The organism is Streptomyces sp. NPDC050528 (assembly GCF_044457795.1).
In the GTDB taxonomy this organism is placed as follows: domain Bacteria; phylum Actinomycetota; class Actinomycetes; order Streptomycetales; family Streptomycetaceae; genus Streptomyces.
This window is the reverse complement of sequence record NZ_JBITHH010000001.1, coordinates 1,327,425-1,351,316: the sequence shown is the minus strand read 5'-3', so window position 1 is coordinate 1,351,316 and position 23,892 is coordinate 1,327,425. Positions and strand designations below refer to the sequence as shown.

At 71.9% G+C, this 23,892-nt stretch carries 18 protein-coding genes; 9 read left to right on the top strand and 9 right to left on the bottom strand.

Annotated features, from left to right (window positions below; genetic code table 11):
* The first annotated feature begins 165 nt into the window (after window positions 1–165).
* Both ACIBK4_RS06260 and ACIBK4_RS06255 read left to right on the top strand, forming a co-directional pair.
* Window positions 166–1,446: a hypothetical protein gene (locus tag ACIBK4_RS06260; protein WP_398992578.1), complete on the top strand. Its 1,281-nt coding sequence runs from the start codon at window positions 166–168 to the stop codon at window positions 1,444–1,446.
* A 140-nt stretch (window positions 1,447–1,586) separates the two neighbouring features.
* Window positions 1,587–2,117, top strand: coding sequence for a DoxX family protein (locus tag ACIBK4_RS06255; RefSeq protein WP_398992576.1), 531 nt, complete (start codon window positions 1,587–1,589; stop codon window positions 2,115–2,117).
* A 44-nt stretch (window positions 2,118–2,161) separates the two neighbouring features.
* On the opposite strand, the gene ACIBK4_RS06250 is transcribed toward ACIBK4_RS06255, so the two are convergent.
* Together ACIBK4_RS06250 and ACIBK4_RS06245 are read right to left on the bottom strand one after the other, a co-directional pair.
* On the bottom strand, window positions 2,162–2,404 hold the full coding sequence (locus tag ACIBK4_RS06250; RefSeq protein ID WP_366431121.1) for a hypothetical protein: 243 nt from the start codon (window positions 2,402–2,404) through the stop codon (window positions 2,162–2,164).
* Complete coding sequence (locus ACIBK4_RS06245; protein ID WP_398992574.1) at window positions 2,391–3,812, bottom strand: PspC domain-containing protein; 1,422 nt, start codon at window positions 3,810–3,812, stop codon at window positions 2,391–2,393. Before ACIBK4_RS06245 ends, ACIBK4_RS06250 begins: the two co-directional genes overlap by 14 nt.
* 498 nt (window positions 3,813–4,310) lie before the next feature.
* Here ACIBK4_RS06245 and ACIBK4_RS06240 point away from each other — a divergent pair, with 498 nt between their 5' ends.
* Both ACIBK4_RS06240 and ACIBK4_RS06235 read left to right on the top strand, forming a co-directional pair.
* Window positions 4,311–5,603, top strand: a complete 1,293-nt coding sequence (locus ACIBK4_RS06240) for a PspC domain-containing protein (protein ID WP_398992572.1) — start codon at window positions 4,311–4,313, stop codon at window positions 5,601–5,603.
* Window positions 5,600–6,319: a response regulator transcription factor gene (locus ACIBK4_RS06235; RefSeq protein ID WP_318018293.1), complete on the top strand. Its 720-nt coding sequence runs from the start codon at window positions 5,600–5,602 to the stop codon at window positions 6,317–6,319. The genes ACIBK4_RS06240 and ACIBK4_RS06235 overlap by 4 nt, the downstream gene beginning before the upstream one ends.
* 61 nt (window positions 6,320–6,380) lie before the next feature.
* On the opposite strand, the gene ACIBK4_RS06230 is transcribed toward ACIBK4_RS06235, so the two are convergent.
* Window positions 6,381–7,454: an NlpC/P60 family protein gene (locus ACIBK4_RS06230; protein WP_398992570.1), complete on the bottom strand. Its 1,074-nt coding sequence runs from the start codon at window positions 7,452–7,454 to the stop codon at window positions 6,381–6,383.
* A 415-nt stretch (window positions 7,455–7,869) separates the two neighbouring features.
* Between ACIBK4_RS06230 and ACIBK4_RS06225 the strand changes: the two genes are divergently transcribed.
* Complete coding sequence (locus ACIBK4_RS06225; RefSeq protein WP_019055618.1) at window positions 7,870–8,223, top strand: hypothetical protein; 354 nt, start codon at window positions 7,870–7,872, stop codon at window positions 8,221–8,223.
* On the opposite strand, the gene ACIBK4_RS06220 is transcribed toward ACIBK4_RS06225, so the two are convergent.
* On the bottom strand, window positions 8,201–9,190 hold the full coding sequence (locus ACIBK4_RS06220) for a tellurite resistance/C4-dicarboxylate transporter family protein (RefSeq protein ID WP_398992567.1): 990 nt from the start codon (window positions 9,188–9,190) through the stop codon (window positions 8,201–8,203). The genes ACIBK4_RS06225 and ACIBK4_RS06220 overlap by 23 nt on opposite strands.
* Before the next feature lie 97 nt (window positions 9,191–9,287).
* Window positions 9,288–10,184, bottom strand: coding sequence for a C40 family peptidase (locus ACIBK4_RS06215; protein WP_398992565.1), 897 nt, complete (start codon window positions 10,182–10,184; stop codon window positions 9,288–9,290).
* Window positions 10,185–10,519: 335 nt separating this feature from the next.
* On the opposite strand from ACIBK4_RS06215, the gene pcrA reads away from it, so the two are divergent.
* A complete protein-coding gene (pcrA, locus tag ACIBK4_RS06210) occupies window positions 10,520–13,015 on the top strand; it encodes a DNA helicase PcrA (protein ID WP_398992563.1) in 2,496 nt (831 codons plus the stop codon).
* 71 nt (window positions 13,016–13,086) lie between these two features.
* On the opposite strand, the gene ACIBK4_RS06205 is transcribed toward pcrA, so the two are convergent.
* Both ACIBK4_RS06205 and ACIBK4_RS06200 read right to left on the bottom strand, forming a co-directional pair.
* A complete protein-coding gene (locus tag ACIBK4_RS06205; protein WP_398992985.1) occupies window positions 13,087–14,631 on the bottom strand; it encodes a peptidoglycan DD-metalloendopeptidase family protein in 1,545 nt (514 codons plus the stop codon).
* 239 nt (window positions 14,632–14,870) lie between these two features.
* Window positions 14,871–15,773, bottom strand: coding sequence for an esterase/lipase family protein (locus tag ACIBK4_RS06200; protein WP_398992561.1), 903 nt, complete (start codon window positions 15,771–15,773; stop codon window positions 14,871–14,873).
* 475 nt (window positions 15,774–16,248) lie between these two features.
* On the opposite strand from ACIBK4_RS06200, the gene ACIBK4_RS06195 reads away from it, so the two are divergent.
* Entirely contained in the window at window positions 16,249–16,665 is a 417-nt protein-coding gene (locus ACIBK4_RS06195) for a cobalamin B12-binding domain-containing protein (RefSeq protein WP_033280095.1), read from the top strand.
* Window positions 16,666–16,946: 281 nt separating this feature from the next.
* Here the strand turns inward: ACIBK4_RS06195 and ACIBK4_RS06190 are convergent, their stop codons facing one another.
* Both ACIBK4_RS06190 and ACIBK4_RS06185 read right to left on the bottom strand, forming a co-directional pair.
* The gene (locus ACIBK4_RS06190; protein ID WP_398992559.1) at window positions 16,947–18,563 is read right to left on the bottom strand and encodes a DUF5691 domain-containing protein; all 1,617 of its coding nucleotides are present in this window, start codon (window positions 18,561–18,563) and stop codon (window positions 16,947–16,949) included.
* 37 nt (window positions 18,564–18,600) lie between these two features.
* The gene (locus ACIBK4_RS06185; RefSeq protein ID WP_398992557.1) at window positions 18,601–19,953 is read right to left on the bottom strand and encodes an SWIM zinc finger family protein; all 1,353 of its coding nucleotides are present in this window, start codon (window positions 19,951–19,953) and stop codon (window positions 18,601–18,603) included.
* Between the two features lie 201 nt (window positions 19,954–20,154).
* Between ACIBK4_RS06185 and ACIBK4_RS06180 the strand changes: the two genes are divergently transcribed.
* Together ACIBK4_RS06180 and ACIBK4_RS06175 are read left to right on the top strand one after the other, a co-directional pair.
* Window positions 20,155–21,285: an AAA family ATPase gene (locus ACIBK4_RS06180; protein ID WP_398992555.1), complete on the top strand. Its 1,131-nt coding sequence runs from the start codon at window positions 20,155–20,157 to the stop codon at window positions 21,283–21,285.
* 66 nt (window positions 21,286–21,351) lie between these two features.
* Window positions 21,352–23,757, top strand: coding sequence for a DUF5682 family protein (locus ACIBK4_RS06175; RefSeq protein ID WP_398992553.1), 2,406 nt, complete (start codon window positions 21,352–21,354; stop codon window positions 23,755–23,757).
* The last annotated feature ends 135 nt before the right edge of the window (window positions 23,758–23,892 follow it).

The following is a 23,892-nucleotide window of genomic DNA, read 5'->3' as shown; positions in this document are numbered from 1 at the left end:
CCCGCGCTGACCAGACCTGCCGGACGCGGGCCGTGTCCCGTAGGGCACAATCCGCTGTTGTCGTACGGGAGTTGCAAGGCGGTGGCCAAAGGCTTCGGAGCCGGCCGCCGAACACGAGGGCCCGGGGTCGCGGGCCGCGGGGCATGGGGAAGGCAGGCGTCGGGCGTGGCGGTGCAGGAGGCGAGACAGGGCGGCGAGCACGTCGGTGCCCACGGAGGCGGCTGCACCTGCGGGGACTGCCCGCACGGAGCACGCGAGGGGCACCGGCGCGCGGTCGCCGCGTTCCTCGTCAAGCGGGACGGGTTCGCCGCGGGGGAGGGGCTGCCCGCGGCGGTGGCGCACTCGGTCTCCGCCTCCCGGCAGTGGGTCTCGGACGAACTGACCCAGTCCGCCGACGTCGTCGCCGAACGCGGCCGCGCCGAGGGCGGCGCCTGGCTGGCCCGCCTGTGGCACCGCACGGCCTTCGCGGTGTGGGGCGCCTTCGTCGTGCTGCTCCTGGTGCAGGCGCTCACCGCGATCGGCGCGGGCTGGACGGCGGCCCGCACGGCCGGACTGCTGGCCGCGCTCGTGATCGCCGGCGCGCTGACCGCGGCCTCCTGGTTCCACCGGGCGCGCGGTGGGGCGCTGGCCCCGGTCATCGGTGAGGACAACCGGCTGTCGACCTCACGTGCCGTGGCCGTGTCCTGGGTGCTGTTCGTGGCGTACGCGGTGCTGGTCCTGGCCGGCCGGCTCGCCGCCGCCTCCGACCACGCCGAGCGCGACGCCCTCATCTCCGGCCTCGAACTCGCCCGCGGCGCCGGGGTGGTGACCGTCCTCGCCGTGGTCTGCGCGATCGCCGTGCTCGTCCGCCGGGTCGTGGGCCTGCGCGTGCTGGGCCAGCGCCTCCAGAAACTCCCCGCCGACCGCCCCCGCGCCGCCGACCTCCTCACCGACGACTCCGGCCGCGGCACCTTCGCCGACATCCAGTACGTCGCGATCAGCGCCGTGGCCCTCGTCTTCGTCGCCGTACGCCTGGCCCGCCGCCCCGACCAACTGCCCGACCTGCCCTGGGGGTTGGCGGTGGTCGTGCTGATCTCGGCGGCGACATACCTGGCCGGCAAGTACGCGGAGGGCGGCCGTCCGGTCATCCTCTCGGTGGTGCGCTCCCGCGAGGCGGGCGACCTCGACGCCCCCATCCGCACCGGCGACGACATCGAGATCCGCGGCGCCGGCTTCGTGCCCCCGGGCGCCCAGACCGCCGACCGCCTCTCCCGCATGGTCGTGCGCATCGGCCCGGTCAACGTCCACGTCCCGCTGGTCCCGGTCACCGGCGGCTTCTCCAACCCGACGGACACCCTCCTGACCGTCCCGGTCCCGGTCGACGTCGAGCCCGGACGCGTGGAAGTGCAGGTCGTGACGGCGGCGGGCGTGGAGACGAACGCCTGCGTCGTCGACGTCACGGACTGACGCCCCCGACGGGGCGACCACCGCACGAGCCGTGTCAAAGTCGCGAAAACTGGTTGAAGCATGGTTGAGCGAGTCCCCCTATTCGTACGTATGGTCTGTTGAGGGGTCACGGCACAGCGGGCGAGAGGCGGCTAAGGGCGATGACTCACGGCACTCGAATGGATACGCAAACCCCGTACCTCGACGGCGACCGGGGCTGGCGGGACACCGCCACCCGTTACGCCCTGCTCCCACTGCGCGTGTTCCTCGGCGTCACCTTCATCTATGCAGGCCTGGACAAACTCACCGACAGCGCCTTCATGAAGTCCTCCGGTGCCGGCTCGATCGGCGAGACGATGCGCGCGGTCCGCGACTCGGCGGCGATCCCGGCCCTGGTGGACCTGGCCCTGAAGAACCCCGTCGGCTTCGGCTACGCCATCGCCTTCGGTGAACTCGCCGTCGGCATCGGCACGTTGATCGGCCTGCTGGCCCGCCTCGCCGCACTCGGCGGCGCGCTGATCTCGCTCAGCCTGTGGCTGACCATCAGCTGGGCCAACGACCCGTACTACTACGGCAACGACCTCGCCTATCTGATGGCCTGGCTGCCCCTCGTCCTCGCCGGCGCCTCCATGTTCTCCCTGGACGCGGTGATCCGCGGGAGGCGACGGCAACGGACCGGGGGCTACCGCTAGCTCCCGAGACCGGGCGAGCTGCCAGGCCCGCCCGTAGACGATCTTCAGCCGGATATGTCCGGACCGGGGTCGGCCGTGTTCCCGCGACCGGCCCCTCGGCGTCGGCGGATCGCGCCGTTGACGCCCGCCACCACACCGGCCAGCACCAGGCCGACCGTGACCAGCGGGATCACCGCGAACCACTCGGTCACCCACAGCCCGCCCGCGTCCCCGGCGTAGAGCACGCCCGCGGCGGCGAGGAAGAGACCGGCGACCAGCTTTCCGGGCTGGAACTCATGACGCAGCACGGCTGACCTCCGCCTGTCCGACGTCGACCCGGAGATCCAGGTCCAGCGTGCCGGTGCTCTTGACGCCCGTCGCCGGGGTCAGGGTGACCTGCTTGTGCTTGCCCGGCTCCACGTCCACGTCCTTCTTGTCGTCACCGGGCAACTGGATGTCCCCGACGCCCACGTCCACATTCAGCCGCACCGTCACGTCCGACGGCACGATCACCTTGAGCTGCCCGACGCCCACCTCGGCGTCCGTCGCGACCGTCTGCCCCTTGGTCAACCGCAGTCCGCTCAGGTCGAGTGTCCCCACCCCGTTCCCCAAGTCGTACTTCTTCTGCACCTGCGTCACCGCCGTCGGCTGCCAACTGACCCGTTCCCAATGGGTGGTGAGGTCCTTGGGCAGGGCCGCCGAGGCGGCGAGCAGGCCGGCCGTGACGATCGCGAGGAACACCGAGCCCGCTCCCGTACGCCCGAGGAACGCGCTGACCGCGATCCCCAGACCGAAGACGACGAGCGCACAGGCCAGGCCCGCCTGGAGGCTGGTGCCGAGAGCCTGGTCGTCCCACTTGGCGGCGGTGCCGAAGCCCCCCGCGAACAGGGCGAGGAGGAAGACCCAGCCGCCGATCCAGCGCGGGCCGCGCGGCTTCGCGGATGCCGGGCGCGGGATGCGCTGATCCTCGCGCCAGTGCGGATAGGCGGGGTCGAGCCTGATGTCGATCACGTCCGCGATGTCACGGTCGCGGGAGTCGCCGGGGCCCCACAGATAACCGGTGCCACCGACGTGCGTGCCGTCCTTGACGATCGGATCACGCCACCAGGAGGGATACGAGGCGGGCACCGGCGGCGCCTGGGCCTCCGGCGGGGCGTCGGCGACAGCCTGCGCGGCCAGCGGATCGGGGTCGGGGGCGCCGCGCTGCCGCGACCAGTACCCCGCGCCCGCCAGCAGCAGGGAGAGGACGACGGCGAAGGTCAGCACACTGGCGTTGCTCAGCATCGACAGGAACACTCCGCAACCGACCAGCGCGAACAGCACGGCCGCCAGGGCCTGGCCGTCCACGCGGCCGGTGAAGAGCTTGCGGACCTCGTTCTCCTCCTCGTCGTCGTACGGGACGAAGAGCCAGGCGAAGCCGTAGAAGATGAGGCCGATGCCGCCCGTCGCCGAGAGTACGGCGAGCGTGATCCGGAAGATCACCGGGTCCATGTCGCACTGCCGACCCAGCCCCGAGCACACCCCCGCGAGCACCTTGAACCGCCGGTCCCGCCGGAACCGGTGCGGTGCCGCGGCCGCGGTGCCGCCGCCGGGCACGGCACCCGGCGAAGAGGCGGCACCCGCGCCGGGCACGGCGTCCTGCGGCCCGCCGCCCGCTCGCGGACGTGGGCCGGAGCCGGGTCCCGGACCCGTCGCGGCGCGCTCGTGATCTGTCATGGGTCCATGCTGCCCGCCGCGAGGCGCGGATGGCAGTCGGGACGACCCTGGCCCAACCCTGAAATCCGCCCTGACCCGGACCGGGGGAGTGTTCGAGGCCGAGGGGCTTGGGTGTGCGCGGGCGGGCCGGCCGTACCGCGAGCTGTCCGCCGGGCGGGCGCGGTTGTCGAGGGCGGCCGGTCGCCCGCCGGGCTCCCGTGTCACCGCAGCGGACACTGCGACCGACACCGCGACCGACACGGCGATCGGCTCGGGTGCCGGCTCGGGTGCCGGCGGCGCTCAGATCACCCGCAGCCGCAGCCGCAGCCGCAGCCGCAGCCGCAGCCGCCGCCACCACCGACCCACGGACCGCTGCCACCCGCTCCACCTTCCGGCAACCCGTCAGAACCCCCGCAGCACGCCGTTTTCGCGGACCGAGCGCGTCGTATTCGAAGATCAGGGGAGTCTCGGGGGTCGACCCTGATGCCTCGGGCGGCGGGGCGTGTGAACATCGGTGGCATGCCGGAAGCCGCAGCATTGCCCGTCGAGGACCCGCGGCCGCCGCGCAAGCTCTACCGCAGCAGTGACGGTCGCTGGCTCGGTGGTGTGGCGCGGGGGCTCGCCGGGCATCTCGGGCTGCCGGTGATCTGGGTGCGGCTGGTGTTCGTGGGGCTGTTCCTCGCGGACGGACTCGGCGCGTTGTTGTACGCCTCGTTCTGGTTCTTCGTGCCGCTGGGCGTCGGCGGGGTCGCCGGTCAGCGGCCGCCGTCGCTCGTTTCCACCGAGACCTCGCCGGACGGCCGCCGCAGGCTCGTCGCCCGCAAGCCGGACAAGGGCCAGATCGTCGCCCTGCTCCTCATGGTCGTCGTGGCGCTGGTCTTCGTCGGCAATGTGAACCTGGGCAATGGCGCCAAGGCCTATCTCTTCCCGACCGTCCTCGTCGGCGCGGGCGTCGCCCTCGTCTGGCGCCAGGCGGACAACGCGCGCCGCGCCCGCTGGGCCGAGGTCGGCAGCCGCCGCCGTACGCTCAGCCTGCTGCGCGCGGGCGGCGGCGTCCTGCTGGTCACGGCCGGTGCCACCGCGATCTTCGTGCTCCAGGGCTCCGCCGATCACCTCGGCTCGGTTCTTCAGGCCGCCCTCGCGGTCCTCGTCGGCATCACGCTGCTCGCCGGCCCGTACCTCGTGCGGATGACCCAGGACCTCTCCGAGGAGCGCCTGATGCGCATCCGCGCCCAGGAGCGCGCCGAGGTCGCCGCCCATGTCCACGACTCCGTGCTGCACACCCTGACCCTGATCCAGCGCAACGCGGAGAGCCCGAACGAGGTGCGGCGCCTGGCCCGCGCCCAGGAGCGCGACCTGCGCGCCTGGCTCTACAAACCGGAGGGCACCGGCAAGGACGAGGCCGACGAACCCGACACCCTCGCCGAGGCGGTGCGCCGCAGCGCGGCCGAGGTCGAGGACAAGCACGGCGTCCCCATCGAGGTCGTCGTCGTCGGCGACTGCCCGCTCGACGACGGAATCGGCGCCCAGATGCAGGCCGCGCGCGAAGCTATGGTCAACGCGGCCAAGTACGGTGGCGAGGGCGGCGCCGTACAGGTCTACGCCGAGGTGGAGGGGAAGAAGGTCTTCGTGTCCGTCCGTGACCGCGGACCGGGCTTCGACCTCGACTCGATACCCGACGACCGGATGGGCGTCAGAGAATCGATCATCGGCCGTATGGAGCGCCACGGCGGTACGGCCCGACTGCGCGCGGTGCCGGACGGCGGCACCGAGGTCGAGCTGGAGATGGAGAGGGCGGAGAAGACGTCATGAGCGACGCGACCGAGACGAACGAACCGGCGGAGCCGACCGGCGGGAGCGCGGGCGGGCGTCACGTGCGCGTGGTCCTCGTCGACGACCACCGCATGTTCCGTACGGGGGTCCAGGCCGAGATCGGCCGCACCGACGAGACCGGCGTCGAGGTGGTCGGCGAGGCCGCGGACGTCGACCAGGCGGTCACGGTCATCACCGCGACCCGCCCCGAGGTGGTCCTCCTCGACGTCCACCTCCCGGGCGGCGGCGGGGTCGAAGTCCTGCGCCGCTGCGCCCCGTTGATGAGCGACGCCGAGCAGCCCGTCCGCTTCCTCGCCCTGTCCGTGTCGGACGCGGCGGAGGACGTGATCGGCGTGATCCGCGGCGGTGCGCGCGGCTACGTCACCAAGACGATCACCGGCACGGACCTCGTCAACTCCATCTTCCGGGTCCAGGAGGGCGACGCCGTCTTCTCCCCGAGGCTGGCCGGCTTCGTCCTCGACGCCTTCGCGTCGACCGACGCCCCGCCGGTCGACGAGGACCTCGACCGCCTCACCCAGCGCGAGCGCGAGGTGCTCCGCCTCATCGCACGTGGGTACGCGTACAAGGAGATCGCCAAGCAGCTGTTCATCTCGGTGAAGACGGTCGAGTCCCATGTCTCGGCGGTGCTGCGGAAGCTCCAGCTGTCGAACCGGCACGAGCTGACCCGGTGGGCGACGGCACGCCGACTGGTGTGACCCGTAAGGGCCATATCCCGTAAGGGAGTTCACCTGGACCCCTGGGGGACACCCCGGGGATTCACACCACCCGTGTCGCCCCCGCGAACGGCATCTGGTCGATCGGCGCCAGTCGCACCGGAGCGGTCGGGTTCGGGGCGTGGATCATCTGGCCGTCGCCGACGTAGATGCCGACGTGACTGATGCCCGAGTAGAAGAACACCAGGTCGCCCGGGCGCAGTTCGGACCGGGAGACCCGCTGGCCGGCGTTGATCTGGGCGTAGGTCGTGCGCGGCAGGGAGACACCGGCGGAGTTGTACGCTGCCTGGACGAGGCCCGAGCAGTCGAAGGCGTTGGGGCCCGTCGCGCCCCAGACGTAGGGGCTGCCGAGCTTCTGGTAGGCGTAGGAAACGGCCGCCGCCGCACGGGAGTTGGGGGCGTCGGCCGTAGCGGCGGAGGAACCGGGCGCGGCCAGCGCGCCCCGAGCCGTGCTCGACGACCGTGACGCGCGGCCGGTGCCACCCGCCTCGCCGACCTGCGCCCGCTGCTGCGGGGGCAGGGTGGACAGCAGCCGTCGGGCCTGGTCCAGCTTGCCGTTGATCGTCTTCTTCTGCCTGCCGAGCTCGGCCTGCCGGGACTTCAGCGAGGTCAGCTCGATGTGTGCGGCGCCGCGCAACTGCTCGATCTCGCGCAGCTGTTGGCGTACGAGTTCCACGGCCGCCGTCTGCCGGTGGCCGACCCGGTCGGCGAACTCGGCGCTGTCCAGATACCGTTCGGGGTTGCTGGAGAGCATGAGCTGCACCGCGGGGTCCATCCCGCCGCTGCGGTACTGGGCGGCGGCGACATAACCCAGCGCGTCCCGGGCCGAGTTGAGCTTCTCCGTCTTGCGGGCCGCCTCGTCCCGCAGGGTGTTCAGCTGCTTCTCCGCCGCGTCCGCCTTCTCCTTCGCGCCGTCGTACTTCTCGGTCGCGACCTCCGCCTCCTGGTACAGCTTGTCCACCTTGGCCTTGACCTGCGTAGGTGTCAGCTGTGGCTCGGCGTGCGAGGTCCCGTCGAAGCCTGTCGCCGTCGCCGCGCCCGCGAGGGCGATCGTGGCGGCGGTGCGGGCCGTATTGCCGCTGAGCGAGCGCTGTCGGGGCTTGCGGTGCGCTGCCACGTGGACTGCACGTCCTTTCGTACGACCGCCGGGGGAGCGGGCGATTGCGCGTCCGGCGGCGGCCCGCACAGGGGGAGCGGGCCGCCGCCGGACCTTCTCGGCGGTGGTGTCCGACTGCCGCCCCTGGTCCGGGCGGCGGTGGGGAGCCGGTCACCTGGTGGAGGACGCTAAACCTGACGGTGACGGCCCGGTAACGCATGTCCGCAACTGACATGAGGTGATCGGCAATTGACCGCAAGTGACGGTGATCCCGGTCCGGGGCCGCCGCCTTCGCACGGAGCGCTGACCGAAGCGGCGGTTCCGGCGCGGGGCGGGACGGCGCGGTGCTATGGGCCGCATATATGCAAGGTCATGCAGGCCGCTACGGAGGGGCGGTGTCGGACGGTCCCCGAGCCCCTGATTAGGCTCCGGCCCCATGGACGTACTCATCCATCTCTTCGTCGGCCTGCACATCATCGGCATCGCCGCGCTGCTCGGCGGTTTCCTCACCCAGATGAAGGCGATGGGCCAGGGCACCGCCCGCTTCGTCCCCGGCATGCTGCACGGCGCGCTGACCATGCTGGTCACCGGCGCGATCCTGGTCGGCCTCAACCAGGCCGACGATCAGCACGTCAACAACATCAAGATCGGCATCAAGCTCGCGCTGCTGATCGTGATCCTCGGGCTCGTCTATGTGAAGCGGGACGAGGAGACGGTCGACAAGAGCCAGTTCGCGCTGGTCGGCGGGCTGACCATGGTGAACATCTTCATCGCGGTCCTGTGGACGTGATTCCGGCCTCGGGTCCCGCGTAGAAGCGCACGGCCCCGACCGCGACGACCAGCCAGCCCGCCACCGCGATCCACACCAGCACCTGCCCGGGCGTCCTGAGCCACGAGACGTCCAGGGCGGTCCCCACGGAGAGCACGGCCACCGCCGTCATCCCCAGCGGGAACACGGTCGCCCAGCGCCGCACGTCGTAGCGCGGCCGGGGCCGGACGACCTCCGCGACCGCCAGGACGACGTACAGGGCCAGGACGAGCACCAGCAGCGCCTCCGTCACCGCGCGCAGGACGCCCCGGTCGTCGGAGTTCCACAGATACGGCCGCGCGCCGTCCGCCGCGATCAGCTTCGACCCGGCCAGCGCCGAGATCGCGAGCGCGCCGCCCACCACCCAGTGGTCCCCGGCGCCCGTGTGCACCTGCCGCGGATCGAAGTGGGCCAGCGCGACCCCGTAGAGGACCAGTCCCAGCCAGAACAGCACCAGCGCGGTGTGCGCGAGCCACGCCGTCGACTCGGCCGCCGCGAGCGTGGCGCACAGTACGGCGAGGCCCTGCGTGGCCACGCAGACGAGGAACACCGCGCCCGCCGTCCCGCGCTTCCAGTGCCGTACGACATCGACCAGCAGCCCCGGCCACAGCACGGCGGACAGGGCCAGCAGCGCCTCGGCGAGGGTCTGCCAGCCGGCCGCCGAGAAGCGGGTGCCGAGCACCGTGGTCGCGGCCACGGCGGTCAGCCCGGCCGGGGTCGCCGCCTCCGCGAGCCACCGCTCACGGTCCCGCAGCAGCCGTACGACGAAGTCCGTGGCCAGGGCCAGCCAGGCGGCGCAGGCCAGGGCGAGGAAGACGCGGGACAGCACCTCGTGGTCGACGAGGTGCAGGCCGAGCGACACGATCGCGGCGGCCATCACGGCGGTTCCGGCCGCCACCGGCCGCTGGGACCACCAGGCGCGGAAGCGGGACATACCGGTAGCGGACATGGGCCGATGCTAGGGAGCGGCCCCGGTGCCGACGACGGGCCACGCACGCGTGGAGCTCAAAAACACCTGCACGCGTGTGTGCGTGCCGAGAACCCGCTCAGGCCGGCCGCACCACGCTGTGGACGATCGCCGAGTCGTCGGAGTGGACCGACTCCTCGCGGACGTAAGTGCCGGGCTTCGGAGCGTGGATCATCATGCCGTCGCCTACGTAGACACCGACGTGGCTGCTGTCGGCGTGGAAGAAGACCAGGTCACCGGGTTGCGCGTCGGCCAGGGGGACCGTCGTGCCGGCGTTCGCCTGGTCGCTGGTCGCGCGCGGGAGGGTGACTCCGGCGGCCCTCCAGGCGGCCTGGGTGAGGCCCGAGCAGTCGTAGGAGCCGGGGCCGGCGGCACCCCAGACGTACGGTTTGCCGACCTGGGCGCGGGCGAAGGCGATGGCCTTGGCGGCCTTCGTGGCGTACGAGGAGTCGGACGGAGTGCTCTTTGCCGTATCCGCCTGCTGCTGCTTCTGCGCGTTCTGCGCGGTCAGTCGGGACAGCAGCTCGCGTGCGGTGGCGAGCTTCTTCTGGACGGTGGCCTTGGCCGTGCCCAGATCGCTCTGCGTGGCGTCGGGGGTCCGAGGGTTCTCGGCCGCGTCCCACTGCTTCTGCCCGGCCGCCGACTGCTCGGGGGCGTACGCGTTGCCCGCGTCCCTCCGGCGCACGGGCAGCCGGCTCATCAGCTGGGCCTGGTCGAAGTGGTCGTGCGGGGTGTCCGCGAGCTGGAAGGTCGAGGCGTCCGGGGCGGAGGGCCCGATGCGGTAGCGCTTGCGCTGCCTGGTCGCCCTCTCCTTGGCCGCGTTGTACTTCTCGGTCGCCGACTCCGCCCGCCGGTAGAGGTCGTCGATCTTCCTCTCGACCTCTCCGAGGCCCGAGTTGCCGTCGTCGGCGGCGGGGATCCATATGCCTGCGATGCGCTTGCCCGCGGAACGCGGCTTGCGGTGCGACGACGCCAAAGGAGGCGACTCCTTCCAGATGGGTGCCCTACGACCGCTGTCCTGTGGGCCGTTGCTGTCCTACGGGCCGTGGTTGCCCTACGGTCCGTGCCCGGAAAGGGAGTTGGACCGACGCACCCCAGGTCGGCGGGGCCGTACGGCTTGATCGAACGCTAACCAATTCGTGTGGCTTGTGTGAAGGTTGATAGTCGATATGCCCGGTACGCGTCCGTGAGCTTGGCCATGCGGGGGATCGGTCGTCGCTGGTCGTGACCGACCGGTTCTGGACCGTGAATTTTCCCGAGTTCTCGGGGTGGCAGTCGGTTGTCAGTGGGGCGCCCTAAACTCGGAAGGCGATGAGCAGCCTCTTTGACGACAGCTTCCTGGCGGATCTCCAGGGCCCCCGTGCCCACGAGGGAGAGCCCCCGCCACCGCCCGAGGACGAGCACGGACCGGAGCCGATTCCGGACGACCTGTTCGGCGGGAAGTTCGACGTGCCCGCGAGCAGAGACGCCCACTACCGGGACGGCGCCCCGCGCCCGGTGGTCGACCCGGCGGCACTGCTCGACGGGCTGAACGAGAACCAGCGCGCGGCCGTCGTCCACTCCGACACCCCGCTGCTCATCGTGGCCGGAGCCGGCTCCGGCAAGACCCGCGTGCTCACCCACCGCATCGCCTACCTCCTCGGCGAGCGCAACGTGCACCCCGGGCAGATCCTCGCGATCACCTTCACCAACAAGGCCGCGGGCGAGATGAAGGAGCGCGTCGAGCAGCTCGTCGGCCCGCGCGCCAACGCGATGTGGGTGATGACCTTCCACAGCGCGTGCGTCCGCATCCTGCGCCGCGAGTCGAAGAAGCTCGGCTTCACGTCCTCGTTCTCGATCTACGACGCCGCCGACTCCAAGCGCCTCATGGCCCTGGTCTGCCGCGACCTGGACCTCGACCCGAAGCGCTTCCCCCCGAAGTCCTTCAGCGCCAAGATCTCGAACCTGAAGAACGAGCTGATCGACGAGGAGGACTTCGCCGCCCAGGCCGCCGACGGTTTCGAGAAGACCGTCGCCCAGGCCTACGCGATGTACCAGTCGCGGCTGCGCGAGGCCAACGCCCTCGACTTCGACGACCTGATCATGACGACGGTCAACCTGCTGCGCGCCTTCCCGGACGTCGCCGAGCACTACCGCCGCCGCTTCCGGCACGTCATGGTCGACGAGTACCAGGACACCAACCACGCGCAGTACGCGCTGGTGCGCGAGCTGGTCGGCACCTCCGAGCACCCCGTCGACGTCCCGCCGAGCGAACACGACCTGCCCCCGGCCGAGTTGTGCGTCGTGGGTGACGCCGACCAGTCGATCTACGCCTTCCGGGGCGCGACGATCCGCAACATCCTCCAGTTCGAGGAGGACTACCCGAACGCGACGACGATCCTCCTGGAGCAGAACTACCGCTCCACGCAGACGATCCTGAGCGCCGCCAACGCGGTCATCGAGCGCAACGAGTCCCGCCGCCCCAAGAACCTGTGGACCAACGCGGGCGCGGGCGCGCAGATCACCGGCTATGTCGCGGACACCGAGCACGACGAGGCGCAGTTCGTCGCCGAGGAGATAGACCGTCTCACCGACGCGGGCGAGGCGAAGGCCGGGGACGTCGCCGTCTTCTACCGGACGAACGCGCAGTCCCGTGTCTTCGAGGAGATCTTCATCCGCGTCGGCCTGCCCTACAAGGTCGTCGGCGGCGTCCGCTTCTACGAGCGCAAGGAGGTCCGGGACGTCCTGGCCTACCTGCGCGTCCTGGCCAACCCGGAGGACGCGGTCCCGCTGCGCCGCATCCTCAACGTCCCCAAGCGCGGCATCGGCGAGCGCGCCGAGGCGATGATCGACGCCCTCTCGCAGCGCGAGAAGATCAGCTTCCCGCAGGCGTTGAAGCGCGTCGACGAGGCCTACGGCATGGCCGCGCGGTCGTCGAACGCGGTCAAGAAGTTCAACACGCTGATGGAGGACCTCCGGACGATCGTCGACTCCGGCGCGGGCCCGGCGACGGTCCTGGAGGCCATCCTCGAACGCACCGGCTACCTCGCCGAGTTGCAGGCCTCGACCGACCCGCAGGACGAGACCCGCATCGAGAACCTCCAGGAACTCGCCGCCGTAGCGCTTGAGTTCGAGCAGGAGAACAGTGACGGGGAGAGCGAGACGCCGGTCGGGCTCGCCGCGTTCCTGGAGCGGGTGGCGCTCGTCGCCGACTCCGACCAGATCCCCGACGAGGACGAGGACGGCTCCGGAGTCATCACGCTGATGACCCTGCACACCGCCAAGGGCCTCGAATTCCCGGTCGTCTTCCTCACCGGCATGGAGGACGGAGTCTTCCCGCACATGCGCGCCCTCGGCCAGGCCAAGGAGCTGGAGGAGGAGCGGCGCCTCGCGTACGTGGGCATCACGCGCGCGCGTGAACGCCTTTACCTGACCCGCTCGTCGCTGCGCAGCGCGTGGGGCCAGCCCTCGTACAACCCGCCCTCCCGCTTCCTGGAGGAGATCCCGGCGGCGCACGTGGAGTGGAAGCGGACCGGCGCGATGGCGGCTCCGCCGTCGACGGGTCCGGCCTCGGGCATCGCGTCCTCGCTGTCCTCGACCCGCTCGCGCTCCTCGGCGTCGGGTGCCTCGGGCTTCGCCACCCGCAGGACCTCGGAGAAGCCGGTCGTGGCGCTGGCCGTCGGCGACCGGGTCACGCACGACCAGTTCGGCCTCGGCACGGTGGTCGGCGTGAACGGCACGGGGGCGAACGCGGAGGCGACGGTCGACTTCGGGGAGCCCAAGCCGAAGCGGCTGCTGCTGCGGTACGCGCCGGTGGAAAAGCTGTAGCGCGTAAGGGAGTTGCCCCTAGGACCTAGGGGCCTTAAGGGGGCTGCCCGTAAGGGAGTTGGGGCGGCGGCTTACGTCGGGTCGAGGCCGTGGCTGCGGAGCCACGGGAGCGGGTCGATCGCCGCCCCGCCCGCCGGGCGCACCTCGAAGTGCAGGTGCGGGCCGGTGGAGTTGCCGGAGTTCCCGGAGTACGCGATCGCGTCGCCGGCCTTCACCGTCGTACCGGAGGCGACCCGGTAGCTGGAGAGGTGGCAGTACCAGGTCTGCGTGCCGTCCTTCTCCGTGAGGATCAGCATGTTGCCGTAGGCGCTGTTCCACTTCGTGCTGACGACGCCGTCGGTCGCGGCCATCACCGTCGTGCCGTACGAGACCGGGAAGTCGATGCCCGTGTGCACGGACATCCAGTTGACGCCGGCCTGGCCGAAGTAGGCGCTGAGGCCCTTCTGCGTCACCGGCAGCACGTACTTGGGGCGCAGCCGCTCCTTGCGGGCCGCCTCCGCGGCGGCCTTCTTCTTGTCGGCCTCCTGCTGGGCCTTGAGGTCGATACGTTCCTGCGTCCGGCTGGCCCGGTCGGCGAAGTCGTCGGCACCGGCCGACAGGCTCTTGATCTGGGCGTCCAGCTTGTTGTTCGCGACGGACGGCTTGACCGAGGTCGCGTCGGACGCGGAGGCCGTCGTGTCACTGCCGCCGGTCAGCGTGCCGACGGACGCGGCGGCGATCCCGGCGACCCCCATCACACACGCGGACGGCACGGCGATGGTCATCAGCGCCGAGCGCTTCGGGGGCGTACGGCGGCGGGAACGGCTCCCGTTGCGGGCCGCGGCGCGCGAGCCGGCCGGGGCGGCGGCCGGGGTGAACTCCTCCTGGTCTTCGAGGAGTTCGGGGTACGACGAGGACCCCTCCGTCTCCGGCTCGGCCTCGTCGAGGACGGGCAGCTCGCCGGTGGCGGTCAAACCGCCGGTCAACTCGCCGTCTTCCGGGGCGGGTTCGTCATACGTGCTCTCGTATGTGCCCTCGTGCGTCCCGTCGTACGACGCCTGCTCGAAGGTGGTGGTCGCGTCGGCGGCGGTGCCGTCGGCGTTCCACTGCGTGGCGTCGTACGCGCCGGTGTCGAAGGCCTGCGTGCCCCACTCCCACTGCTGGGTCTGGTCGGCGGGGGCGGGGTGATGGGCCGAAGTGTCGGGCTGGAGCCAGGCGTTGGCGTCCCACTGGCCGCTGACGTCGGGGGCACCGGTCTGCGGCGGGATGGCGGACAACTGCTGGTAGTCGGCCGACCAGGCGGTGGTCTCGTAGGCGCCCGTGTCGAAGGCGGCGTGGTGCTGGGCCGCGTACGGGTCGTAGTTCAGGGTGTGTTGGGCACCCGTGGACCAGGCGGAGGAGTCGTAGGCGCCGGTGGCGTGCGACCCGGTGTCCTGGGCGTGGCCGTGGCCCGACATGTCGCCGAAGAGGGGGTCGGTGGCGAAGCTCGCGGTGGCCTGGCCGATGTCCGCGCCCGGATGAAAACCCGTGGCGGTGTGGTCGCCGTACGTGGTGAAGTCACCGTACTGGGCGTCCTGCCCGCCGTACGACGCGTAGTGCGCCTGGGCGGCATCGGAAGCCGGGGCCGGGGTGGTCATGGTCCCCGACGGGTGACGATCGTTCACCAACTTCTCTATTCGCCTCGACAACAGGGGCTGCCAGAGCAGTGCGGTGGACTGTACCCGGCAGTATGCGGGCACGACAATCTTCGTCAGGTTTCGCGTCAGCAGGAAACGGGCATTCGGCCGTGTTTCGGGGGACGACGGGCACGGGTTTGGCCGTGGGTTCGATTAGCGTTCGATCTTCGGGAGGCTGTGCGCCCGCTGTCGGTACCCGGTCAGGCCACTGTCAGGCCGCCGGCGTGGGTGCCCGTGCGGGCGCCGCTGTGGCTGTCGGCGCGGGTCGCGGCCGGGGCTTGTGGCAGCGGGGAGTCGAGGGCCTGGCGGATGCCGGTCGCGACGGCCGGGTGGACCGGCAGGGCGAGATGGCCGATACCGCTGACCTGGACGTTCTGGGCGATCAGGTCGGGGTGGTCGACGCAGGCCGTCTCCAGCGGCTCCATCAGGTGGTCGAGATCGCTCCAGAAACTGACGAAGTGCGTACGGCAGCCGGGCGCGGGCCGGGTCAGTTCCTCGATCACCGGGGAGTCGGGCCGCATCTGGCGGACGATCGGGTGGGCGTTGGCCAGCGGGACGACGGCCGTACCGGAGTGCGGGGTGCCGAGCGTCACCAGCGTGCGGACCCGCAGGTCGCCGCCGAGCCGCTGCACGTAGTACCGCGCGATCAGCCCGCCGAGGCTGTGCCCGACGATGTCGACCTCCTTGCTGCCCGTGCGCTCGCAGATCTCCTCGATGTGCCGGCCGAGCAGCTCGGCGGCGGTGCGGATGTCGCAGGTCAGCGGTGAGTAGTTCAGCGATTCGACCTGCCGGCGGCCGTGCTGGGCCAGGGATCGGCGCAGCAGCACGAAGACCGAGCGGTTGTCGATGAACCCGTGCAACAGCACCACCGGCGGCTTCGCCTCGGTCGGCAGCTGCGTCGCGTCCTTGGGGGAGGGCAGCTCGGGCAGGGGTTCCCGGCGTTCCTGGGTGATGCCGGAGGGATAGAGGAGAAGGTGGCCCGCGAGGATCACGATCTCCAGGGCGGTCGCTTTCAGGAGGGTCATCGAGAGGCCCGCCAGCCTGCTGGGCAGGAGGCGCTGACAGAGGGGGAGAAAGGGCACTGAAGCCCCGGTGACCTTCATGGCCGACCTCCTGTCGGCACACGGAACGACAGCTCCGTCCCCCGTGTGCCCTCGTGGGAGGCCACGGCGAGGGTCACCGACGGTGCGCGAAGGGTATGCGTGGGGTGAGCGCGGCGTACGGCGTGACCGACGCCGTCGACGTACCGAGGAGCCCTGTCGGTCTGGCGACGAGCTTCCCGCTGTCGTGCCGTACCTGCCCTGCGTGCCCTTCGTGCCTGCGCCGATGCGCCGTACCATCGCGCCGCGCGGCCTGCGGCGCGGTGGTACGGCGACCTCGTTGCGGCTCCCGGTGCGCTTGTTCCCGCTGGAACGCTGCGCGGTGAACGTGTCCCATCGTGTGATTTCCCCCTCGGTATCCGCCGCGAAACTGCCGGTTGCGGGATGCTGGAGATAACGTTCGTTCACTTCCCGCACTGATGCGGGTACCGCGGTACCCGTGGGTAGGGATGAACGCAGTCGCTTCATGGAGGCAGTGATGGGTGTGGCAGCCGGTCCGATCCGCGTGGTGGTGGCCAAGCCGGGGCTCGACGGCCACGATCGCGGGGCCAAGGTGATCGCGCGGGCGCTGCGCGACGCCGGCATGGAGGTCATCTACACCGGCCTCCACCAGACCCCCGAGCAGATCGTCGACACCGCGATCCAGGAGGACGCCGACGCGATCGGCCTCTCCATCCTCTCCGGCGCCCACAACACCCTCTTCGCCGCGGTGATCGACCTCCTCAAGCAGCGCGAGGCCGAGGACATCCTCGTCTTCGGCGGCGGCATCATCCCCGAGGCGGACATCGCGCCCCTCAAGGAGAAGGGGGTCGCGGAGATCTTCACGCCGGGGGCGACGACGCAGGCGATCGTGGACTGGGTGCGGGAGAACGTGAGGCAGCCGGCGGGGGCGTAGGGCCTTCGGCGGACGAGGCTTGGCTTCTTGGCGCCGGTGACTCTTCGGCCTGGTCTTCGGCGAGTGGGGGTTCGCGTCTCGGCGCAGGCCGGCATCATCCAGCTCGTGCGAGGTTCGCTTTTCGGCGCGGGCCGGTGTTTCCAGCTCCTCCGGGGTTCGCTTGTCAGCGCAGGCCGGCATTTCCAGCCCGTCCGGCGTTTGAGGACGAGGCCGTTCAGGCCGAAGGGGGGTTTGGGGGCGCAGCCCCCAAGCTTCTACGGCGCCTCCAACTCCCGCCATTTCTACGGCGCCCCCAGCTCCTCCGCCATCGCCGCGCGCAACCGCAACGTAGTAACCAGCCGCTGAAACGCCTCCGCCCAATAGCCCCCGGCCCCCGGCGCCGAGTCCTCCGTCTCGTCCGGCACCGCCAGCAACCCGTCCAGCCGACCCGCCTCCGCCGGATCGAGACACCGCTCGGCCAGCCCCATCACCCCACTGAAACTCCACGGATAACTCCCCGCGTCCCGCGCGATGTTGAGCGCGTCCACGACAGCCCGCCCAAGCGGCGCAGCCCACGGCACGGCACACACCCCGAGCAGCTGAAACGCCTCGGACAACCCCTGCGCCGCGATGAACCCGGCGACCCAGTCCGCCCGTTCGCCCCCGCCGAGCGTGCTGAGCAGCTTGGCGCGCTCGGCCAGCGACACGGCCCCGGGCCCGCCCGCCTCGGGCGCCGACGGAGTCCCGAGCAGCGCCCGGGACCACTCGGGGTTCCGCTGCCGTACCGCCGCCCGGCACCACGCGGCGTGCAGCTCGCTCCGCCAGTCGTCCGCCACCGGGAGCGCCACGATCTCGGCGGGCGTACGGCCGCCGAGCCGCCGCTCCCAGGTCGCGAGCGGCGTCGCCTCCACCAACTGACCGAACCACCACGAGCGTTCACCCCGCCCCGCCGGAGCCTTGGCGACCACACCGTCCCGCTCCATGCCCGAGTCGCACTCGTGCGGAGCCTCGACCACCAGGCCCGGTTCCTCGCGCGTACGGTCGACGGCCACGCAGGCCGACGCCCGGACCGCCATCCGCGAGGCGAGCGCCGAGTCCGGTAGCGCGGACAGCAACTCGGCTGCCGTAGCACGGACGTTCCGGCTCCGGTCGGCCAACGCCTGCTCCAGGAACGGCTCGTCCTCGGCGGAGAGTTGCATCCGCAGCGAGTCGAGAAACATCAGCCGGTCCTCCGCCCGTTCCGTCGCCCACGTCGTGACGAGCAACTCGCGTGCGGCTGCGGGCCGTTGCGCGCGTATCGCCGCGAGCAGGGCGACCCGTTCGGCGAACAGACCCTCCTGCCACAGCAGTTGGACCTGGTCCGGGGCGTCGAGGTCCGGCAGGGCCGTGCCGCCGCCCGGTGTCGCGCGCAGGGCGAACCGCCAGTCCGGGTTCAGCCGGGCCAGCCACAACGCGCGCGGGCCCGCGAATTCCAGCGCCGCCGGCCGCAGATCCGTCCGCCCCCGGGCCGCGTCCAGCAGCGCGGGCAACGCCTGGACGGGCGCGGCGAATCCACGCGCGTTGGCCGCGGTCAGCCACTGGGGCAGCAACTCCATGAGATCCGGCGAGGTGCCCCTACGGCCCCCACCGCCCGTATTCGGACGGTCGGACAGCAGCATCGCCAGCCTGCGCGCCGCCGCGGCGGGCAACGCGGGACGCGCGTCGGGCCCGGCCGGTTCCGGACGCTCGGCCGCCGGCGCCGGAGTCAGCCCGGCCCGCCGCCGTACGGTCTCCACGGCCGCCGCGTCCAGGAGGGCCACGGGGGCGTCCTGGCCCGGCGCGTGCCCCGGAGGTGTACGCCGATCCGTGCCGAGCAGGGCCGTGGTGACGAGTTCCTCCCAGTCGCCCGCAGGGGGCGCCGGAGAAGAGGTGCTGTTCATGCCGTGCCTTTCCGTCGGGGTGTCTGAGGGGTGGGGTTCAGCACAGGGACACCGGCTCTCCCGCACCCTCCGGCCAGGCCGTCAGCGGGGTGAAGCCGCGATGGCCCAACTCGCCGAAGACCTTCACCGGGGCGCCGCCGGAGAGCGCGACGAGCCGCCACAGGCCGGGGCGGGAACGGGCGCTGGACGTGAGCGGCAGCGCCAAGTCCGCGTCGGCGTCCGCCAGTTGCCAGGAGTCGCCGTCCGGGGTGGGGACGACCCGGTCCAGCGTCACCGGGACGGAATCCAGCCAGGGGTCGTGCCGTAGGGCTTCGCCGTAATGGACGGTGGCCTGAGTTGTCGTCACCCCGCGCGGCCGTGCCGTCGTAGGCGAGGGCGCCGCGAACTGCTCACCCAGGGCCGCTCGGAGTTGCCCGGCACCCGGGAACGCGGACACCTCCGCGTCCAGGGTGAGCCCCATCGGCAGCGCCAACTCGGGGGCGCGGCCTCCGGCGCCGTAGGAGAGGAGGAGGGACGTGCGGCGCGAGTCCGTGCCGTACAGCCAGATTCTTCGGGTCGTCAGTTTCGGGTCCGTCGTGTCGTACTGGGCGAGGACCAGCCAGTGGTCGCGCAGGGGCGGGCCGTCCGGCGAGGCGGACAGGCCGATGCGGGAGCGGACCGTCGCCGCCAGGTCGTCGGGCAGTCGCTCGCGGCGCAGCCAGGACTGGTCGAGGAGGTGGAGCAGCGCGCACTCCTCCAGCAGCCGCACCGGCCACCCGGGACCGGACGACGGGATCGCCCCCAACTCCCGTGCGCGCGCGGCCAGTCCGGGGGCCTGCGCGTCGACCATGCGGGCCGCGGTCTCCTCCCACAGCGCGTACCCCGCCTGTTCCGCCGAGGCCAGGCCGGTGCGCAGCAGGTCCGTCAGCCGCTGCTCCAACTCGCCCACGCCCGCGGTGATCCGCTCGGCCCGGCGCTCCGCCCGGCGCCGCGCGGCCTCCGGATCAGCGGCGGCCTGGGAACCGGACGCCCCCGCCGCCCGCTTCTCCTCCGTCCGCTTCCGCCGCCCCGCCAGCCACTCCTCGGCCCAGTCCGGCGCCTGCCCCGACGGCACCGCTCCGTCCTCGCCCGCCCACAACAGCAGCAGTCCCAGCGCGTGTTTGCACGGGAACTTGCGGCTCGGACAACTGCACTTGTACGCCGGTCCCGCGGTGTCCGCGATGTCGACGACCGTCTGATACGGCTTGCTGCCACTGCCCTTGCACAGCCCCCACACCGTCCCCTCGTCAGAACTCCCCGCCTCGGACCACGGCCCCGCCGCCCCGAGCTTGCTTCCCGCTTTGCGTGACGCTGCGTCAGGCGCCAGTGCCAGCACCTGATCAGCCGTCCAGCGCACCCCCTGCTGAGTCATGTCATCGAAGGTAGATCCCACCACTGACAATCGGTCCGCGAGCGGGCCGTGGCCGGGCTGCGGGTGATCCGGTGGGTCGGAGTGCGGGCGGTTCCGCGAGCAGCCTGTGAACGCGTTTCCGCAGGTCACATCGCGTTGTCAGTGGCGTGGTGCACGGTGGACACCAGATCCGAACCGGCCGAGCTGGAGGGGGCCTCAGCCATGACTGTGTCCGTAGAGACCACGCCCGAGCAAGCGAACGAGAAGCCGTCGAACGAGGCGTTGCGGCCGCACGCCGAGGACGCCTTCGCCGATGAACTCGCCGCGCTGGCGGCGCAGGACGACCGGCCGCGTCCGGTCCGCTGGAAGATGTCGCCGTGGGCCGTCGCCACGTATCTGCTCGGCGGCGTGCTGCCGGACGGCACGGTGATCACGCCGAAGTACGTCGGCCCGCGCCGCATCGTCGAGGTCGCCGTCACCACTCTCGCCACCGACCGGGCCCTGCTCCTGCTCGGGGTACCCGGCACCGCGAAGACCTGGGTGTCCGAACACCTCGCGGCAGCGGTCAGCGGTGACTCGACGCTGATCGTGCAGGGCACCGCCGGCACCCCGGAGGAGGCGATCCGCTACGGCTGGAACTACGCGCAGCTGCTCGCCAACGGCCCGAGCCGCGACGCCCTCGTGCCCAGCCCCGTCATGCGGGCCATGGCGGAGGGGATGACCGCGCGGGTCGAGGAGTTGACCCGTATCCCGGCCGACGTACAGGACTCGCTCATCACGATCCTGTCCGAGAAGACGCTGCCCATACCGGAGTTGGGGCAGGAGGTGCAGGCCGTCCGCGGCTTCAATCTCATCGCCACCGCCAATGACCGCGACCGTGGGGTCAACGACCTCTCCAGCGCGCTGCGCCGCCGTTTCAACACGGTGGTGCTGCCGTTGCCGGAGAGCGCGGACGCCGAGGTCGAGATCGTCGCCCGGCGCGTCGACCAGATCGGCCGTTCCCTCGACCTGCCCGCCGTACCCGAGGGCGTCGACGAGATCCGCCGCGTGGTGACCGTCTTCCGCGAACTGCGCGACGGGATCACGGCCGACGGGCGGACCAAGCTCAAGTCGCCCAGCGGCACGCTGTCGACGGCCGAGGCGATCTCCGTCGTCACCAACGGCCTTGCCCTGGCAGCCCACTTCGGCGACGGACTGCTGCGGCCCAGCGATGTCGCCGCGGGCATCCTCGGCGCCGTCGTCCGCGATCCGGCGGCCGACCGGGTCATCTGGCAGGAGTACCTGGAGGCGGTCGTCCGCGAACGCGACGGCTGGAAGGACTTCTACCGGGCCTGCCGGGAGGTGAGCGCGTGAGCGGCTTCAGGGGGATGGTCGACGACGACTCGGCGTGGAGTCTGACCCGGAGGGGAGGGGGACGTAGTGGCCGGAGTTGAGGGGGGCCGGGGCGTCGGGCCGCTGTTGCTCGGGGTGCGGCACCACGGGCCGGGCTCGGCGCGGGCCGTACGGGCGGCGTTGGACGCGGCCCTACCGCGGGTCGTACTGATCGAAGGGCCGCCGGAGGCCGACGCGTTGATCCCGCTGGCCGCCGACGAGGACATGCGGCCGCCGGTCGCGCTCCTCGCCCACGCCGTGGACGAACCGGGCTGCTCGGCCTTCTGGCCGCTGGCCGAGTTCTCCCCGGAGTGGGTCGCGATCCGCTGGGCCCTGGAGCACGAGGTCCCGGCCCGCTTCATCGACCTCCCGGCCACGCACACGCTGGCGTGGGGAAAGGACGACAAGGACGACACCGAGGGCGAGTTGACGGGGGAGGAGCAGCCGCCGGACCCGACTGCCGAGACCCCGTCCAGTGAGCCCTCTTCCAGCGAGTCCCCCTCCGACCCGGGCACCGACATCCGCGTCGATCCCCTCGCCGTCCTCGCGGAGACCGCCGGTTACGACGATCCCGAGCGCTGGTGGGAGGACGTCGTCGAGCACCGGGGTGCGGGGGAGCGGGACGCGTTCGCGCCGTTCACCGCGCTGGAGGAGGCGATGGGGGCGCTGCGTGAGACGTACGGGGTCGGCGGGCGTGACCGGGATCTGGTGCGTGAGGCGTATATGCGGCTCCAAGTGCGGGCCGCGCAGCGGGAGTTCGAGGACGACGTGGCCGTGGTGTGCGGGGCCTGGCATGTGCCCGCGCTGCGGCAGAAGGCGTCCGTCGCCGCGGACCGTGCGCTGTTGAAGGGGCTGCCCAAGGTCAAGACCGATCTGACCTGGGTGCCGTGGACGCACCGCCGGCTGTCCCGGGCCAGCGGGTACGGCGCGGGCATCGACTCGCCGGGCTGGTACGGCCATCTGTTCGGCGCCCCGGACCGGCCGGTCGAGCGGTGGATGACCAAGGTGGCGGGGCTGTTCCGGGAGGAGGACCGGATCGTCTCCCCGGCGCATGTCATCGAGGCCGTGCGGCTGGCGGAGACGCTCGCGGTGATGCGCGGGCGGCCGTTGCCGGGGCTGGGGGAGACCACCGACGCGGTGCGTGCGGTGATGTGCGAGGGCTCGGACGTTCCGCTGTCGCTGGTGCACGACCGGCTCGTCGTCGGGGATGTGCTGGGCGAGGTGCCGCCGGGTGCGCCCGCCGTGCCGTTGCAGCGCGACCTCGACCGGCTTCAGCGCAAGCTGCGGATCAAACCCGAGGCGCTGGAGCGGGAGTTGGAGCTCGACCTGCGCAAGGAGACCGACGCCGGGCGCAGCAGGCTGTTGCACCGGCTGCGGCTGCTGCGGATCGAGTGGGGCGAGCCGACCGCGTCGCGGGGGAGCACGGGGACGTTCCGGGAGACCTGGCGGCTGCGCTGGGAACCGGAGTTGGCGGTACGGGTCGCCGAGGCGGGGGTCTGGGGCACCGCCGTGCTCGCGGCGACGACCGCCAAGGCGGAGGCGGACGCCGTCGGGGCGCAGAGCCTCGCCGACGTCACCGCACTCGCCGAGCAGTGCCTGCTGGCCGAACTGCCGGACGCGCTCCCGGTGGTGATGAAGGTCCTCGCCGACCGTGCCGCCCTCGACACGGACGTCGGCCATCTCGCCCAGGCGCTGCCCGCGTTGGTCCGTTCACTGCGCTACGGCGACGTACGCGGCACGGACACCCGCGCGCTGACGGAGGTCGCGGCGGGCCTCGCCGAGCGGGTCTTCGTCGGCCTGCCCCCGGCCTGCGCGGCCCTCGACACGGATGCCGCCGAGGAGATGCGGCGGCATGTGGACGCGGTGCACGGGGCGGTGGCGCTGTTGGGCGACGCCTCGGGACCCGGGTCGGGATCCGGGCACGGTGACCTGCGCGGCCGTTGGCGTGCGGTCCTTCGCACGCTCTCCGCGCGGGACACCGTTCCCGGCATCATCCGGGGGCGTGCCGTACGACTCCTGCTGGACGAAGGGGAGTTGGGGCCGGACGAGGCGGCCCGGCTGATGGGGCTGGTGCTCTCGCCGGGGACACCGCCGGCGGACGCGGCCGCGTGGATCGAGGGGTTCGTCGGTGGTGGGGGCGGGCTGCTGCTCGTGCACGACGAACGCTTGCTCGGGCTGGTGGACGCGTGGCTGACCGGGGTGCCGGCGGAGGCGTTCACGGACGTACTGCCGTTGCTGAGGCGAACGTTCTCGTCGTACGAGCCCGGAGTGCGCCGGACGCTCGGGGAGTTGGTGCGGCGCGGGCCGGGGAAGCAGGTGGGTACGGCGGCGACGGCGGCCGGGATACCCGGATTCGGGGCGGAGTTGGACGCGGGGCGCGCGGACGCGGTCGTGCCGGTGCTGCGGCTGCTGTTGGGGCTGGACGACAACGAGCTTGTGGGGGTGGCGGGATGACGAACGGCAACGGCAGGCAGAGCACGAGAAGGCCGGGCGAGAGGGTTCAACTGGCGCGTGCCGGTGGGGGCGTTGACCGGCCGGTGACCGCCGTGCGGGTCGTACCGCTGTGGGAAGGGCTGCGTACGGGGGTGC

Coding starts and splice junctions, on each gene's coding strand:
- ACIBK4_RS06255 (WP_398992576.1), top strand. CDS start 1,587: ATGACTCACGGCACTCGAATGGATACGCAAACCCCGTACCTCGACGGC.
- ACIBK4_RS06220 (WP_398992567.1), bottom strand. CDS start 9,190: ATGTCCGCTACCGGTATGTCCCGCTTCCGCGCCTGGTGGTCCCAGCGG.
- ACIBK4_RS06225 (WP_019055618.1), top strand. CDS start 7,870: ATGGACGTACTCATCCATCTCTTCGTCGGCCTGCACATCATCGGCATC.
- ACIBK4_RS06235 (WP_318018293.1), top strand. CDS start 5,600: ATGAGCGACGCGACCGAGACGAACGAACCGGCGGAGCCGACCGGCGGG.
- ACIBK4_RS06195 (WP_033280095.1), top strand. CDS start 16,249: ATGGGTGTGGCAGCCGGTCCGATCCGCGTGGTGGTGGCCAAGCCGGGG.
- ACIBK4_RS06185 (WP_398992557.1), bottom strand. CDS start 19,953: ATGACTCAGCAGGGGGTGCGCTGGACGGCTGATCAGGTGCTGGCACTG.
- ACIBK4_RS06205 (WP_398992985.1), bottom strand. CDS start 14,631: ATGACCACCCCGGCCCCGGCTTCCGATGCCGCCCAGGCGCACTACGCG.
- ACIBK4_RS06240 (WP_398992572.1), top strand. CDS start 4,311: ATGCCGGAAGCCGCAGCATTGCCCGTCGAGGACCCGCGGCCGCCGCGC.
- ACIBK4_RS06180 (WP_398992555.1), top strand. CDS start 20,155: ATGACTGTGTCCGTAGAGACCACGCCCGAGCAAGCGAACGAGAAGCCG.
- ACIBK4_RS06190 (WP_398992559.1), bottom strand. CDS start 18,563: ATGAACAGCACCTCTTCTCCGGCGCCCCCTGCGGGCGACTGGGAGGAA.
- ACIBK4_RS06200 (WP_398992561.1), bottom strand. CDS start 15,773: ATGAAGGTCACCGGGGCTTCAGTGCCCTTTCTCCCCCTCTGTCAGCGC.
- pcrA (WP_398992563.1), top strand. CDS start 10,520: ATGAGCAGCCTCTTTGACGACAGCTTCCTGGCGGATCTCCAGGGCCCC.
- ACIBK4_RS06245 (WP_398992574.1), bottom strand. CDS start 3,812: ATGACAGATCACGAGCGCGCCGCGACGGGTCCGGGACCCGGCTCCGGC.